This window comes from Macrococcoides caseolyticum, from assembly GCF_002902665.1.
Lineage (GTDB): Bacteria > Bacillota > Bacilli > Staphylococcales > Staphylococcaceae > Macrococcoides > Macrococcoides caseolyticum.
In genome coordinates this window covers 18370-35101 of record NZ_PPRM01000018.1, presented here as the reverse complement: position 1 = coordinate 35101, position 16732 = coordinate 18370, and the positions used below count along the sequence as shown (strand labels likewise).

Annotated in this window: 15 protein-coding genes and 1 other annotated feature; of the genes, 1 reads left to right on the top strand and 14 read right to left on the bottom strand. The window is 37.1% G+C overall.

Features of this window, described 5'->3' with window-relative positions:
- Positions 1-3 precede the first annotated feature (3 nt).
- The 14 genes from CD152_RS03525 to CD152_RS03460 all read right to left on the bottom strand — a co-directional run bounded on the left by CD152_RS03525 (position 4) and on the right by CD152_RS03460 (position 15773).
- Positions 4-2637, bottom strand: coding sequence for a valine--tRNA ligase (locus tag CD152_RS03525; RefSeq protein WP_103214424.1), 2634 nt, complete (start codon positions 2635-2637; stop codon positions 4-6).
- A gap of 42 nt (positions 2638-2679) precedes the next feature.
- Positions 2680-2883: a binding site (T-box leader), on the bottom strand.
- Positions 2884-2925: 42 nt separating this feature from the next.
- Positions 2926-3972 carry an AbrB family transcriptional regulator gene (locus CD152_RS03520; protein WP_240592384.1) on the bottom strand — a complete coding sequence of 349 codons (1047 nt, stop codon included), beginning with the start codon at positions 3970-3972 and terminating at the stop codon, positions 2926-2928.
- A 108-nt stretch (positions 3973-4080) separates the two neighbouring features.
- On the bottom strand, positions 4081-4494 hold the full coding sequence (locus CD152_RS03515) for a hypothetical protein (RefSeq protein ID WP_103214406.1): 414 nt from the start codon (positions 4492-4494) through the stop codon (positions 4081-4083).
- A 96-nt stretch (positions 4495-4590) separates the two neighbouring features.
- The gene (gene hemL, locus CD152_RS03510; RefSeq protein ID WP_012657206.1) at positions 4591-5874 is read right to left on the bottom strand and encodes a glutamate-1-semialdehyde 2,1-aminomutase; all 1284 of its coding nucleotides are present in this window, start codon (positions 5872-5874) and stop codon (positions 4591-4593) included.
- Positions 5874-6857, bottom strand: a complete 984-nt coding sequence (hemB, locus tag CD152_RS03505) for a porphobilinogen synthase (RefSeq protein ID WP_101035133.1) — start codon at positions 6855-6857, stop codon at positions 5874-5876. The genes hemL and hemB overlap by 1 nt, the downstream gene beginning before the upstream one ends.
- 15 nt (positions 6858-6872) lie before the next feature.
- Entirely contained in the window at positions 6873-7541 is a 669-nt protein-coding gene (locus CD152_RS03500) for a uroporphyrinogen-III synthase (RefSeq protein ID WP_101035132.1), read from the bottom strand.
- A 15-nt stretch (positions 7542-7556) separates the two neighbouring features.
- Positions 7557-8480: a hydroxymethylbilane synthase gene (hemC, locus tag CD152_RS03495; RefSeq protein ID WP_012657209.1), complete on the bottom strand. Its 924-nt coding sequence runs from the start codon at positions 8478-8480 to the stop codon at positions 7557-7559.
- Positions 8481-8489: 9 nt separating this feature from the next.
- Positions 8490-9323: a cytochrome c biogenesis protein CcsA gene (gene ccsA / locus CD152_RS03490; RefSeq protein WP_086038905.1), complete on the bottom strand. Its 834-nt coding sequence runs from the start codon at positions 9321-9323 to the stop codon at positions 8490-8492.
- 8 nt (positions 9324-9331) lie between these two features.
- On the bottom strand, positions 9332-10672 hold the full coding sequence (hemA, locus tag CD152_RS03485; protein WP_086038906.1) for a glutamyl-tRNA reductase: 1341 nt from the start codon (positions 10670-10672) through the stop codon (positions 9332-9334).
- Between the two features lie 90 nt (positions 10673-10762).
- On the bottom strand, positions 10763-11350 hold the full coding sequence (gene yihA, locus CD152_RS03480) for a ribosome biogenesis GTP-binding protein YihA/YsxC (protein ID WP_012657212.1): 588 nt from the start codon (positions 11348-11350) through the stop codon (positions 10763-10765).
- Positions 11351-11434: 84 nt separating this feature from the next.
- Complete coding sequence (gene clpX / locus CD152_RS03475) at positions 11435-12691, bottom strand: ATP-dependent Clp protease ATP-binding subunit ClpX (protein ID WP_041636053.1); 1257 nt, start codon at positions 12689-12691, stop codon at positions 11435-11437.
- A gap of 142 nt (positions 12692-12833) precedes the next feature.
- Entirely contained in the window at positions 12834-14117 is a 1284-nt protein-coding gene (gene tig / locus CD152_RS03470; RefSeq protein ID WP_086038907.1) for a trigger factor, read from the bottom strand.
- Between the two features lie 89 nt (positions 14118-14206).
- Complete coding sequence (locus CD152_RS03465; RefSeq protein WP_086038908.1) at positions 14207-15151, bottom strand: hypothetical protein; 945 nt, start codon at positions 15149-15151, stop codon at positions 14207-14209.
- Between the two features lies 1 nt (position 15152).
- A complete protein-coding gene (locus CD152_RS03460; protein ID WP_169926153.1) occupies positions 15153-15773 on the bottom strand; it encodes a DNA mismatch repair protein MutT in 621 nt (206 codons plus the stop codon).
- Between the two features lie 199 nt (positions 15774-15972).
- Here CD152_RS03460 and CD152_RS03455 point away from each other — a divergent pair, with 199 nt between their 5' ends.
- Positions 15973-16704: an NAD-dependent protein deacylase gene (locus CD152_RS03455; RefSeq protein ID WP_103214404.1), complete on the top strand. Its 732-nt coding sequence runs from the start codon at positions 15973-15975 to the stop codon at positions 16702-16704.
- The last annotated feature ends 28 nt before the right edge of the window (positions 16705-16732 follow it).

The following is a 16732-nucleotide window of genomic DNA, read 5'->3' as shown; positions in this document are numbered from 1 at the left end:
TGATTACTTCCTATTCAATTGGTTTAGACGTTCCTGAACACTATTATATTTCTCTGTATATAGTGCCTGCTTTTCTTTTTCTTCATTGATAATTTTCTCTGGCGCTTTCGCGACAAACTTTTCATTACTTAGCTTCTTATCGACACGTTCTAGTTCTTTCTGCCATTTTTCAAGTTCTTTTTCAAGACGTGCAATTTCTTTTTCCATATCGATTAATCCTTCTAACGGCAGAATAACAGATCCTCCTGTCACCGCAGTTGTAATCACTTCTTCAGGAATTTCTACATCCGTCGAAATCGTTAATATAGATGGATTACAGAATCGCTCAATAAACGGACGTTCTGTTTCTAGTCGCTCTGAAATGGCTTCAGAATTTGTCTTAATCATCATCGGAATTTGTTTACTCATCGGCGTATTCACTTCGCTACGTGTATTACGAACAGCACGAATAATTTCCATCAACTGCTCCATATCACGTTTAGATTGTTCATTTGATAGTTCAGGTTTCACCACTGGCCAGCTTGCAGTAACAATTGAATCACCTGTTACCGGTAAGTTCTGCCAGATATGTTCAGTTACAAACGGCATAAACGGATGTAACATACGCATAATTGAATCTAACGTATATGCTAATACTGATCGCGTCATTTGTTTTTGCACTTCATCTTCACCGTTCATCGGAATCTTACTCATTTCGATGTACCAGTCACAGAATTCATCCCAGATAAAGTTATACAGCACACGACCTACTTCACCAAATTCATACTTCTCAGCAAGACGCGTAACGTCTGCAATAGTTTCATTTAAGCGTGTTAAAATCCACTCATCAGCTAGTGATTTCTTACCAGATAAGTCAATATGTTCAGCCTTAAAATCTTCACCAATGTTCATTAAGCTAAAGCGTGAAGCATTCCAGATTTTGTTGATGAAGTTCCATGCTGCTTCAACCTTTTCAGTCGAGTAACGTAAATCTTGTCCTGGTGAAGAACCTGTCGCTAAGAAATAACGTAAGCTGTCTGCACCGTACTGATCGATAACATCCATTGGATCAACGCCATTACCTAGAGACTTACTCATTTTGCGACCATCTTCTGCACGTACTAATCCATGGATTAACACATCATCAAATGGACGTTTTCCTGTGAATTCTAATCCTTGGAAGATCATACGTGCTACCCAGAAGAATATAATATCATACCCCGTTACGAGCACATTCGTCGGATAAAACGTTTTATAGTCAATCGTCTCAGTATCTGGCCAGCCAAGTGTTGAAAATGGCCAAAGCGCACTTGAGAACCACGTATCTAATACGTCTTCATCCTGTGTCCAGTTCTCTATATCTGCAGGCGCTTCTTTACCTACATAAAGTTCACCTGTTTCTTTATGATACCATGCTGGAATTTGATGTCCCCACCATAACTGACGAGAAATACACCAATCATGAATGCCTTCCATCCAGCGGTTAAATGTGCCTTCAAAACGATTCGGAACGAATTCAATGCGTCCCTCTGTCTTCTGGTTGTTCAATGCCTGCTCAGCCAGCGGTGCCATCTTAACAAACCATTGCGTTGAAAGATAAGGCTCTACAACTGCACCACTACGTTCAGAATGGCCGACTTGATGCATATGACGTTCAACCTTCACAAGTTCACCGCTTTCCTTTAAGTCAGCGATAAGCTGCTTGCGACATTCGAAACGATCCAATCCTTCATATTTACCGCCTAACTGATTAATCGAACCATCAGTATTCATCACATTGATGCGCTCTAAATTATGGCGGTTCCCAATTTCAAAATCATTTGGATCATGTGCAGGGGTAACTTTCATTGCTCCAGTACCAAAGTCCATCTCAACGTACTCATCTGCAAGTACAGGAATTTCTCGATTCATAATCGGTAAGATTACATTTTTACCAATCATTTCTTTATAACGCTCATCTTCTGGATGAACGACAACCGCAGTATCGCCTAACATCGTCTCAGGACGTGTCGTCGCAATTTCGATAAATCCTGAACCATCAGCTAAAGGATAGTTAATATGATAGAACGCACCTTCAACTTCTTCATGAATAACTTCAATATCACTTAATGCTGTACGTGCTACAGGATCCCAGTTAATGATACGTTCCCCACGATAGATTAAACCTTTTTCGTACATCTTAACGAACACTTCTTTAACCGCTTCACTTAATCCTTCGTCTAATGTAAAGCGCTCACGTGAATAGTCTAGTCCAAGACCGAGCTTTGCCCACTGTTGACGAATAAATCCTGCATATTCTTCCTTCCATTCCATCGTATGCTCTAAAAATTTAGTACGTCCGATGTCGTGACGACTGACACCTTCCTCACGTAATTTTGCTTCTACCTTCGCCTGCGTCGCAATACCCGCATGGTCCATTCCAGGTAAATATAACGTATTATAACCTTGCATACGTTTCATACGTGTAATGATATCCTGTAATGTTGTATCCCACGCGTGTCCGATATGTAGTTTTCCTGTTACGTTTGGTGGTGGAATCACAATTGTATACGGTTTTTTGTCGCTATTACTTTCTGCTTTAAATAATTCTTTCTCTACCCACTCTTTATATCTACCTGTTTCAACTGTATTTGGGTTATATTTCGTTTCCATTATTATACCTCCACTCAATAATTTCAAATAAAAAAATCCATCCTATAATTATAGGACGGATCTACCGCGGTACCACCTAAATTCAGTATTGCTACTGCACTCAAAAGATTAACGCTCTTACACGTATTAACCTACTTTATTCAGCAAATAAACGCTCCAGGCTACCTTCACAAAATTGCACTATGCATTCTCACCAACCATGCACTCTCTATAAATACGCATCCGCTACTCTTCCTGATATAATATGAACTTAAAATAATTGTATTAGATTCATGATATATTGTCAATTTATATTCAAATATGACGCGCTTTATAATTGAGATAGATGGATAGTAATGGTGTTACCACCAGCAAAATAATAAAAATCCTGAAAATATGATAACTTGAAATCATCGCTACGTTCGCTCCTGTTTCCAGTCCGACAATAATAATCTGAGCCATACCGCCTGGCGCTGCACTTAAAAACAGGTCATTAAAACTCTCATGCATAAAAAGATTCATTATATACACAATTATGAATGTCCCTATAATCAATAGTAGATTCTGAATCAGCACACCAATAAATAGCTGTCGATTAATTTGATAAGAAAGGTCATAGAGCTGTAATCCAATACGAATGCCAAAACACATTTGAGCCAGAATAATTAGTGGGGTAGGAATCATAAAATTTATTCCGGTCGTTAAATTCCAGATCATCAGGACAGTTATCGGACCCATCATATCCGGTACAGGAAAATGTATGCATCTATAAAGATAACCTGCAATTACCATCGCACCTATTAACAATAGAATGGTTTGCATATTTAGTGCCTCTACCATGGAAGGCGTCTGGGATATTGTCGCACGATGTACACCTTCCGGAAGCAAAGAAGAGATGAATGGTACAGTCAATACAACAATCAGTATTCTCAAAGTCTGCGCTAAAGTGACGACCAATAGATTGGCATTTTTATTCTCTTCTGCCATCACGATCATTTGATTAAGTGCACCTGGTATCGAAGCTAAGATTGCAGTTTCAAGAGAACAGTTTAAAAAACGCTTTAATACAAAAGATATCATTATAGCTAACAAAATAACGAAGATACTTATTAATATGATGTACAGTAATTCATCCTGAATATCAGCTACAATTTCTTTCGTAAAAGATGCTCCAATCTGAGCTCCTAGAATATATAATCCGATTTCGCTTAACCATTTTGGCCATCGATATTCTCTTGAAGTAAATTTTTTTAGTAGAACTGTGGCAATAATCGGACCGAATAACCATGGCAAAATAACATGAACAGCACTTAGGATCAGCCCCGTTAGTAAACTCGCGATAAAAATAATGATGTAGTTCAAAGAATCACCTGCCTTCTTCATACAAATCATACCATATCTAGGTATAATAATTATACTAACATGCTCAAAAAAAATCTAAGACATATGTCTTAGATTTTAAGCAACACTTTAAGCTACTAGATCAAAGTTAACGATTGATGCTAAATCAAATGATTTTACTTGTGCATCAGAAGTTTTTTCTTCTGTAGCTTTTTCAGTTGTAGGCGCTTCAGTTGTTGCTTTTTGTTCTGTCTTTACATCTTCTTCAGCATCTTTATTATCATTACAGAACTTGAATAACAAAGGTACTAGAATCAGAAGAAGTAGCAAAGGTAAAATCCATTTCAACGGATTACTTTTCTTCTCGTGTTCTACATTATCTCGGTCTGCAACCACTTTATCGTGATGTTCACCTTCACGAACTTTTTCACCGTTTCTGTATGTATCTCCATCTGCTTGATGGGTTACATTTTCATGTCTATTCTTAGATGAATCATAGATAACTTCATTTTCTTTTTCGTTTCTGTTGTTGTTGTTCGTCATAATAACGACCTCCAGATTCTATTATGCAGTTTGTTTCATCTACATACCAATCTATATCCTATTAATCACAACTTGAAACATTATTTTAATTTTAATTTATAAAATGACAGTTAAAGAGTTATCAAAAGCATTGATTGTTTTCTGAATATCTTCTTCAGTATGTTCAGTCGACAGGAACATTCCTTCAAATTGTGAAGGTGGTAAGAAAACACCATTGTTAGCCATCTCTTTGTACATGGCTGCGAATAATTTTAAGTCAGACTTAGAAGCAATTTCAAAATTTGTCACTTTTTCTTCATTTAAGAAAAATCCTATCATACTACCAGCACGATTAATCGTGATCGGTACGTTATGTTTAGCAAATACATCCGTTAAGCCTGCTTCTAACATATCCCCTAAATGGTTAAAGTATTCATAGCTTTCAGGTGTTAATTGACTTAATGTATAGTAACCCCCAGTCATCGCAAGCGGGTTTCCGCTTAATGTTCCTGCCTGATATACCGGGCCACTTGGCGCAATATGTTCCATAATGTCCTTGCGCCCACCAAATGCACCTACTGGTAATCCACCACCGATAACCTTACCTAAACACGTTAAGTCCGGAATAACACCGAAGTAACCTTGAGCACAGTTATAACCTACACGGAAACCAGTCATTACTTCATCAAATATTAATAATGCACCATGTTCAGTTGTAATCTCACGTAAGCCTTCTAAAAAGCCTTCAACTGGAGGTACTACGCCCATATTGCCAGCCACAGGTTCTACAATGACACCGGCGATATCATCTCCAAATTGTTCAAATGCAAGCTTAACAGCATCTAAATCATTATAGTGAACCGTAATCGTGTTCTCTGCAGTACCTTTAGGGACTCCTGGAGAATCTGGTAACCCTAACGTAGCAACACCACTTCCTGCTTTTATTAGTAATGAGTCACTATGACCGTGGTAACATCCGATGAATTTTAAAATTTTATTTTTACCGGTAAATCCTCTAGCTAAGCGAAGTGCTGCTAGTGTTGCCTCAGTACCACTTGAAACCATACGAACCATTTCAATTGAAGGTACACGTTCAATTACAAGTTCCGCCATTTTGTTCTCAAGTTCTGTAGGCGCACCAAAGCTTGTACCATTTAGTACAGCTTTATTTAATGCACCCGTTACAGTATCGTTTGCATGACCTAAAATTAACGGCCCCCAGCTTAGAACGTAATCGATGTATTCATTGCCATCAATATCATAGATTTTAGAACCTTTCCCACGCTCCATAAATATAGGATCCATGTCTACACTCTTGAACGCACGGACCGGACTATTTACACCACCTGGCATCAAATTGACTGCTTCCTTAAATGCTTGCTTTGATTTTGAATAATCCATTAGTATTCTCCTTCGTCTAAGTATTTACAAATGTCTTTTGCAAAGTACGTTATAATCATATCGGCACCTGCACGTTTCATAGAAAGCATCTGTTCCATTACGATACGCTCTTCGTCAACCCAGCCATTCATACTAGCTGCTTTTGTCATTGAATATTCACCACTAACATTATATGCTACAATCGGTACATTCGAGTTGTTACGCACATCACGAATAATGTCTAAATAAGAGAGTGCAGGTTTAACAATCATCATATCGCAGCCTTCTTTTAAATCACTTTCAAGTTCAAGCATTGCTTCAAGACGATTCGCTGGATCCATTTGATAGCTCTTACGGTCACCATGACTCGGTGCACTTTCTGCTGCATCACGGAAAGGCCCATAGAACGCAGATGCATACTTAATACCGTAACTCATAATCGGGATATTAACAAAACCTGCCTCATCTAATCCTTTACGTATTTCTGTAACAAAGCCATCCATCATATTACTTGGCGCAATAATATCGGCACCCGCTTTTGCTTGAGAAACTGCGGTCTGGACGAGTAATGGTAACGTTTCATCGTTGATGACATCATGTGTATGCTCATCTAATACACCACAATGACCATGATCTGTGTATTCACATAAACATGTGTCAGCAAGTACAAGCATATCTGGATAGAGAGATTTTACCTTACGTGTTGCTTTTTGAATGATTCCTTCATCATCATAAGCACCTGTTCCGCATGCGTCTTTATGGTTAGGAATACCAAATAGGATAACCGCGCGAATCCCCAATTTGTAAGCTTCGTGCACTTCTTCATCCATAATATTAAGGCTCAACTGATAGATACCTGGCATAGATGGGATTTCTTTCTTTATATCATCTTTTTCTACTACAAATATCGGATAAATAAGGTCACGTTTATGTAACGCTGTTTCTCTAACCATATTACGCATATTGACTGAACTTCTTAATCTTCTGTGACGATCAAAATTCATTATTTATACCTGCCTTTAATCTAATTTTTTAATTGTTTCATACATAGCGTACAATGTTTCCTGCTCACTAATTACATGGGGTACATTATACTTTTGTAACGCTTCACTCGTAACTTGTCCAATCGCCATAACACGTATATCTTCTGATAAAGAAAAATACTGAAAGTATGCATGGACAGATGAAGGACTTAAAAACAATATCCAGTCGATATTTCTGCTACGAATCATCTGGTGAACACACATGACATTATCAAGATGTGGCTGTGGTTCATATAATTCTATTTTATCGACAATAGCGATATTTTTCAAAGTTTCAAACATCAATGGTCTTGCTTTTTTTGAAACAGGTAGACAAATCGTTTTATCTTGAAAGCGCGTGTCCATATCTTCTAAGAAATATTCCTGCTGAAAGCGGCTCGGAACATAATCTACCTTAATATTCAGATTGGAAAGTGCCTCTTCTGTTTTCGTCCCTATCGCTGCGACTTGTTTATATTTTATATATGGATACATTTCAAAAAATAATGTAACCGCATTTTTACTCGTAAAAATAAGCCAGTCATATTGTGCACGGATCGTTTCATCTAAAGGCAGCGCACAAATTTTAATCAATGGTTTGTGCAGTACTGTCAACCCTTTATATGTTTCATTACGACTTCCTGTGTTCAATACAACCGGCTTCATTTTAATCAATCCTTTTTATATGTCTTGATTTAAAGTTTCAATAATGGCTTTTGCTCCGTTTTGTTCCATCGCTTTTGCCACTTGGGTACCAATTTCTATCGGATTACCACCACTATGTGTAACTTTGTATTTTTCCTTTCCGTCTGGACTCATAATAAGACCTGTAAACTCAATCGACTCGCCAACCATCGTTGCATGACCTGCAATTGGTACTTGGCAGCTCCCATCCATCAATCTCAAGAATGTTCTTTCTGCTTCTGTGCATAGTTCAGTCTCTTCATCATGCACTGATTTTAATAGTGCTAAAACTTCTGCATCATCGCTTCTGCATTCAATGCCTAATGCACCCTGGCCAATCGCAGGTAACATCAGTTCAGGATTTAAATATTCAGTAACAATAGACTTATCCCATCCCATTCTGTTAAGTCCTGCTGCAGCTAAAATAATTGCATCATAGTCTTCGTCACGAAGTTTTGCAAGACGTGTATCAATATTGCCTCTTATCCATTTAATTTCTAGATGTGGATATTGATCCAACAATTGTGCCCCACGTCTTAAAGAAGATGTCCCTACAATGCTTCCCGGTTTTAATTCATGTAACGGAATATGATGCTTTGCAATATATGCATCACGTGCATCTTCTCGTACTGGAATACACCCTAGTGTTAACCCTTCAGGTAACACACTTGGAACATCTTTCAGTGAATGAATCGCAAAATCGATTGTACCATCATAAAGTGCCTGTTCAATTTCTTTAACGAACAAACCTTTACCTCCAACTTTAGAGAGCTGGACATTCACAATCTGATCTCCTTTAGTCACAATCTCCTTAATCTCTATTTCAAGATTCGGATGCTTGCGCTTTAACTGATCAATAAATTGCTGACTTTGTGTCAGTGCTAGTTTACTTCTTCTTGAACCAACAATAATTTTTCTCATAACTGCCTCCTAATAGAATAGCTGATGAAAACCAGAAAATCTTGAAGCGACCAGATAATTGATTAGCAACATCAAAAAGAGCATAACATTGATATCCATCAGCAGGCGCATCTGCAGGCGCATCTGCTGATGGAGATAAATATAGATAAAGTATCCAGTCAATAATATAAGAGAGCCGATTACTTTAGAATCATACCATATGGCATTACCTTCAAAGGATAATCCCCAGTATATCCCTAATATTAGAGAAATCAATAAGAAGACTGAACCAATAATTGCAAACAAAAACGCCAGTTGACTTAGGCTTGAAAGATCACTAATTCTAAAGAATTTCTGGTTAAACTTCTTCTTCTTTAAATAGTTCATCTGCACAATATATAATACCGCATGTAAAGATGAAACTAAAAACATTACATAGCTGATAATTGCAAGCGTGACATGTATCCATAAGAGTTCATTCATCATATGTGAGACCGTCGTATCTTGATAGAATTCAGCAGGATGAAACGTATGGATCATCATAAAGATAAAACCAATCAAGTTCATCATAAACACAAAAAACTCCGTTTTGATAAAACGTGAAAGTATGATAGAAAGTAATATAATCAGCCACGTGTAAAAATAAAAACCTTCTGTTAAAGTTTCAAAAGGCATCCGCCCTACGACGACTCTGAACAATAAAATCGAGCCAGTTTGCAGGACGAATACTAGCCATAAAAGTATATAGCCTATTTGTTTAATCCGATTTGATTTCTGGACGAAATCAAGGAAATAACAAGCAATACTTATCATATATATGATAAGTATTGCTTCGTGCATACGCATTAATAGTAATTCACTCATTCCATCACCTATTGCTCAGGATTAAAGACAAAACTGTTTTTTGAACGACGAACTTCCGGCTCATTGTTCTTTATACTTTCGACTTCATTCGTAATATTGAATATCTCCTGGAAAAACTGCAGTTCCTCTGCTCTATTCTCAGAACCACTCACTTCTTTTGCCTGTGAAATTGGATCTTTAAGAATCTGGTTAATAATACTCTTCATATGCTTTGAGATTACCTTACGATCGCGCTCAGAAAGATTAGGCATCTTACGATCGATACTATCCATAGTTGTTGCTTGAATCCTTAATGCTTTCTCACGTAAAGCAGTAATAACAGGTACCACACCCAGCATATTGATCCAATCTACAAAAGATATCACTTGTTTATCGATCATCGTATAAATCACTTGCGCTGCACGTTCACGTTCTGCTAGATTGGCATCGACCAGACCTTTTAGGTCATCCACGTCATAATTAAAGATAAGATCGATATCGTTTACTTCAGGGTCGATATCACGTGGTACTGCGATATCAATTAAGACAAGCGACTTATTCTTACGCAACTTCATAATATCCTGCATCATTGGTTTCGTGATGATAAATTCCTGTGAACTCGTTGAAGAGATGACGATATCACTTTCAATAAGCGCACATTGAAGTTCTTGCAACGATACTTGACGACCACCATACTGATCTGCAAGCGATTTCGCTTTCTCAGCTGTACGGTTGATGACCGTAATGTCTGTTGCTCCCGAGCCAACTAAGTTCTGTAATGCCAGCTCAGCCATTTCACCAGCACCAACAATCAATATTTTCTTATTTTCAAGCTTACCTAATATTTTCTTACTTAATTCCACAGCTGCATAACTTACCGATACTGCCTTTGAAGAAATATCTGTCTCAGCATGTGCACGCTTTGCAAGCGTAATTGCATCTTTAAATAACTTATTAAAAACAGTCCCGGTCGTACCTTCACTTTGTGCAAGCAGAAAACTATCTCGAATTTGTCCAAGAATCTGTGTTTCACCAAGTACAATTGAATCCAGTCCTGTGATCACTTTGAAAAGGTGATGGATTGCTTCATTACCAACCTTTACATCCGTCACAGACTTAATCGTTTCGATATCAACATCAAACCATTCAGACATAAATGATTTTACGTAGTATCTACCGGTATGAACCTGGTCAGTAACAGCATAGATTTCTGTGCGGTTACATGTAGAAAGAATGACACCTTCTAGTATTGATTTTTGATTAATCAAAGCAGATAATGCCTGCTGAATTGATGATTCACTAAATGTCAGCTTCTCCCTCAAGCTGACATCTGCTGTCTTGTGATTAACACTCACAACAACAATATGCATATTAACGCCCCCATTTTTGCCATTGTTTCTATTATAACATTTCGTTCCCTTTATGCTTTAATTCTGCTCGATTTCATAAAAAATTCACATTTATAGATATTTCTCGATTGCATTAAAAATCATCGGATTCTTATCTTTGCTTAAAGCTGTATAGCTAATTAACGTATCTGATGAATCCATATCGAGATCCTGCTTAATTATCTTTAGATGTTTTTGGATCTTACCTTTAGGTATCTTATCTTCTTTAGTCGCAATAACGATTGTCGGTATTTCATAATGCTTCAAAAAATCATACATCAAACGATCATCTTCAGTAGGATTATGACGTATATCGACAAGCTGAATCACACACGCAAGATTATCGCGAGTAGTGATATACGTCTCGATCATCTTGCCCCAGCGTTCTCTTTCAGTTTTAGAGACTTTGGCATAACCATACCCTGGCACATCTACAAAGACAAGTTGTTCATCAATATTAAAGAAGTTTAACGTCTGAGTCTTACCAGGCTTTGAAGAAATTCTCGCCATACTCTTTCGACCAATCATCGTATTGATAAACGATGACTTCCCAACATTCGAGCGTCCCGCTAATGCAACCTCCTTCAATCCTGTGTCAGGATATTGGTCAGGTTTCACCGCACTAATAATTATTTCTACATTATTTGGATTTATATTCATTGTCGTCTCCTCTTCTTTCATCTCATCTATTATACATGAAATCATACAAAAAAGAGAATGTACTGTTTACATTCTCTTCATTGTTTATGCTGACGTAACTTCGGTATTTATAAGTTCATCTTCCGTATTATAAAGCTCTGGAGATGTGCCGTCTTCTATTGTCTCTTTAGTAATAATCACCTTTTTAACGTCTGTTCTTGACGGAATACTGAACATAACTTCCAGCATACTTTCTTCGATGATTGATCTTAAACCACGTGCACCAGTCTTGCGTTCAATTGCAAGTTCGCTGATTGCAGTTAATGCTTCATCTGTAAACTCCAGAGTAACATCATCAATTTCAAGCATCTTCTTATATTGTTTTACTAGTGCATTTTTAGGCTGAGTCAATATATTCTTCAGTGCACCAACATCTAGCTGCTCTAGATTCGCAACAACTGGTATACGACCAATGAACTCCGGAATAAGACCATAGCTTTGTAAGTCTTCAGGTTTTATCTGTGATAATAATGTTGCCTCATCGATACCTTGTTCTTTAATACCGGTAAAACCAATCACTTTTTCTCCTAAACGACGCTTAATCACTTCGTCGATACCATCAAATGCGCCACCTAAAATAAATAGAATATTCGTTGTATCTATTTGTATGAACTCTTGGTTTGGATGTTTTCTTCCACCTTGTGGCGGTACACTCGCAACAGTACCTTCTAAAATTTTAAGCAATGCTTGTTGCACGCCTTCACCACTGACATCACGTGTGATGGATGTATTTTCAGATTTACGGGCAATCTTATCGATCTCATCGACATAGATAATACCTTTTTCTGCACGTTCAACATCAAAGTCAGCTGCCTGAATTAAGCGCAGTAAGATGTTCTCTACATCTTCACCTACATAACCTGCTTCTGTAAGACTTGTTGCATCTGCAATTGCAAATGGTACATTAAGCGAACGCGCTAAAGTTTGAGCAAGTAAAGTCTTTCCGCTACCCGTTGGTCCGATTAATGCGATATTACTCTTTTGTATTTCCACACCATCTTCATCATTCAATGGATTAAATATACGTTTGTAATGATTATAAACCGCCACTGCCAGGGCTTTTTTCGCTTTGTCTTGTCCAATAACATAAGCATCCAGTAACGCCATCATTTCGTGTGGTTTTGGAATTTCAGTAATCTCTTCATGTTCAACAGTCTTCAGCTCTTCAGCTACAATCTCTGAACACAATTCAATACATTCATTACATATATATACGCCACTTCCTGCGACTAGTTTCTTAACCTGATCTTGATCTTTTCCGCAGAAAGAACATTTTAAGTTTTCATCTTCGTTATTATACACTCTTAACACCCCTATTCTTAAAAGAATATACTAAACATTTACATTGATTGCAAATGATTAAACTAAAATTAAAAAACACGGACGAAATTCCTTAAAAGCAGGAGTCGCCGTGTCTTTTAACGGTAATGTATCTCTTTACAATTTATTTCTCTTTTGATTCTTTAACAAGAACATCGATTGCTTTTTGGATACGTAAGTCGTCTTTTAAAACTTCACCGTTACCAAGAGCAGCTTTAATGTCATCTACTGATAATCCGAACTGTTCGCTCATCTTAGAAAGTTCAGCATCTACATCTGTATCAGATATTTCGATGTTTTCAGCTTTAGCAATCGCTGCTAATGTTAAGTTAGTTTTAACACGTGCTTCAGCGTCAGCTTTCATGCTTTCTTTAAGTTGCTCTTCAGTTTGACCTGAGAATTGATAGTAAAGCTCTAAGTTTAAACCTTGTTGTGCAATACGTTGTTCAAACTCCTGCATCATACGGTCTAATTCTGTATTGATCATCGCTTCAGGAATATCAACTTTAGCATTTTCAACAGCTTGAGCAATTAAACGCTCTTTCATGTTGTTTTCTGCTTGTAATGTTTTTTGTTCTTGAAGATCTTTTTTGTATTTCTCTTTGTATGCATCTACTGAATCAACTGACTCATCTAGTTCTTTCGCCATTTCATCATCTAATTCAGGTACTTCTTTAGATTTTACTTCGTTAATTTTCACTTTAAATACTGCTTCTTTACCAGCTAATTCTTCAGCGTGGTATTCTTCAGGGAACGTTACTGTAACGTCTTTTTCGTCACCAACTTTAGTTCCTACTAATTGTTCTTCAAACCCAGGGATGAATTGACCTGATCCGATTTCAAGATCGTATCCTTCAGCTTTTCCACCCTCGAATGCTTCTTCATTAACATAACCATCAAAGTCAAGGTTAACAACGTCGCCTTCAGCAACTTCGCCTTCTTCTTTAACGACTAATTCAGCTTTACGTGCTAAATCAGCTTCGATTGCTTTATTTAAATCTTCTTCAGTTACTTCAGTATCTTCTTTTTCCACTTCAAGACCTTTGTAATCTCCAAGTTCTACTTCAGGTTCAACTGTAACTTTAGCAGTAAAGATTAATTCTTTACCCTTTTCCATTTGCTCGATATCGATTTCTGGGCGATCAACCGGGTTGATTCCAGCTTCTTCAACAGCTGCAGCATAGGCATCTGGTAAGATGAAATCTAATGCATCCTGGTATAATGCTTCTACACCAAAACGTTGTTCGAACATCGGACGTGGCATTTTCCCTTTACGGAAACCTGGTACGTTTACTTGTTTAACAACTTTTTTAAACGCTTTATCTAATCCAGCATTAACTTCTTCAGCTGGAACTGTTACTGTTAATACCCCTTCGTTACCTTCTTGTTTTTCCCATTTTACTGACATGTGATATTCCTCCACGAATTTCTGATTTTTTTCAACTCTTTCATTATAACATAATACATGATAGCTTCAACAATCTACAACTATTATTTTTATTGGTTATACATTTCGAGTTGATTTATTTTGTTCATTATATCAATTGTATGTTGATTACCCAAATCATCTGTCTTACTATCTGTAAACAACTGCAGAAAATAATGCGCATATGTCTGGATAATTAAATCCAGCTGCTGTTTATCAAAATATTCGAATTCCAGCGGGTATAGTAAAAGATGATGCTGCTTCATCAATAACACTGCATGATCTGCAGCTGATGGCATTTCACGCTGCAGATAAGAATAAACTCCATCGATTACCTCTTGAAATTCTGATGTTTCAAGACGCGGTAGTTTCGATATCTCTATTTGCATGGTGAGGTTAAATTTCGTTATCATCACATGCTTATCGCACTGCGCCATCAGCAAATACTGCAGAATGAAAGAAATGACTTTTGGGTGTAAAGTATTTGATTCTAATATATGCACAAACGACATCTGATAGGCGAAGTCGCCTTCATCAATCAACTTTAAGATTAAGTCACATTGTGCATTACTATCGGAACTTTGGAATGTCATGATAAACTTTCTGCTTACACGCCTTTTCGTTTCTAACGCTTGGACCGCTTCATCATACAATGGCATAAGCTCTATCAGTAATTTCTGATCGACATTTTCTTGACGGAGCATCTCTATTAATTCCATTACTGTCTGATATTGTTTGTAATACATTAAACTTTCCAGAAAATAAGGAATAATCTCGTTATATGCTTGATGTCCTTGATTCAGAAGAATACTCGATTCTTCTTTAAGCTCAAGGAAACTTTCAAGCTGATAGAGACATTCAAGCTTTAACAACTGTTCATCAGCACTCAGTTCAAAGTGCTTTTCAATTGCCATAAATAAATCGTAAGCATCTTCATAGCGGTTACTTTTCATTGCCTGACGAATCTGGCGGCTTAAATTCTCCTTTAGTTTCGGGAAGAGTATGATATCTGACATATTAATGACCTACGTTATAAATAGACTCTATAATTAACCTGGACCATGATTCATATTCCGCGTTCTGCATCAGTGTATGTTCTTTCTTCCAGTCAATTTTGAGCGTATCTGTTTCATTTACAAATACGTCAGAAGAAGCAACTTTCAATTTGAACACAAGTCCGATATGTACACGGCCTACTTCTGTGTCATCATCATTAATAAACCCAATGAGCTGTAATGCATTTGCTGAAACATCACGAACACCTACTTCTTCCTCTAGTTCACGACCCGCATTCTCAAGTAGAACATCTTCAATTTGTGCATTATCGATACGATTCATATGGCCTCCGATTCCGATAGAAGATAGGCCATGGAGTCTCCCTTCACCCCCACCTGCAAGACGTTCATACACTAAAATTTCATCGCTTTCATTTTCCAGGATACAATATGAAATCAACTGTTTATATCGTTCATCTTCTTCCATATCACCGCGGCGTTTCACTTCATACTTCGTCAATGTCTCATATATTTCAAGCGCACGTTGATCTTCCATTGAGATAAAACCATTGAAATGATTCTTCTCATGACTAAAAATCGTTTCACGATCAACGACGATTATTTGCTCATCAAATTTATTCATAGTATTTCTCCTCATAACAAATTTATAGGTTACTTTGATTTTATCGAAATCAGACAATGCTTTCAATCGATATTTTCTGTACAAGTGATGATTATAATCTAAATTCATTTATTGTGCAAAGGAGGTAAAACAATATTTTAATATCAGAGTTCAAACATGTTAAAATAGAATAACGACGGATAACAAGGAGTAATTGACAATGAAGAAAATTAGTATGCTTGAAAAAGCAATAAAAAAGAGCGAAAAAATAGTATTTTTCGGAGGTGCGGGAGTATCAACTGAAAGCGGTATCCCTGACTTTAGAAGCGCTGATGGAATCTTCATGCAGGAAACTAGTATCGAACATTCCCCAGAAGAAATTATTTCTATTGATTTCTTTAATAAGTATCCAAAACAATATTTCAAGTTTCACTTTGATAAACTCGTGTATCCGCATGCAAAGCCGAATATAGCACATCGTTTCATCACGAAACTCGAACAACAAGGCAAAGATGTAACCGTCGTAACACAAAATATCGATGGTCTACATCAATCAGCCGGCAACAGCAAAGTACTAGAATTGCACGGTAACGTTCAGACAAATTATTGCACGCACTGCAAGAAAGTCTATCAATTAGAAGACATCTCAATGGATAAAGACGGTATACCAAGATGTCTACATGATGGTCATATTATACGCCCCGATATCGTAATGTATGGAGAAGCACTTAATTCATCAGTGATTACCGAAGCAATCACTGCTATACAGAATGCTGATATGATGATTATCGCTGGGACATCGCTGGTCGTATATCCTGCATCAACCTTTGTAGATTTCTTTAATGGCGAGACACTTGCAGTAATTAACAAAACATCTCTACGAACAGTACGCAGTGATGCATTAATCTTTGAAGATTACATAGGAGAAGTGCTCAATGCTATAAAGTTATAAAAAAAGAACGCTATAGAAAATAAATAAA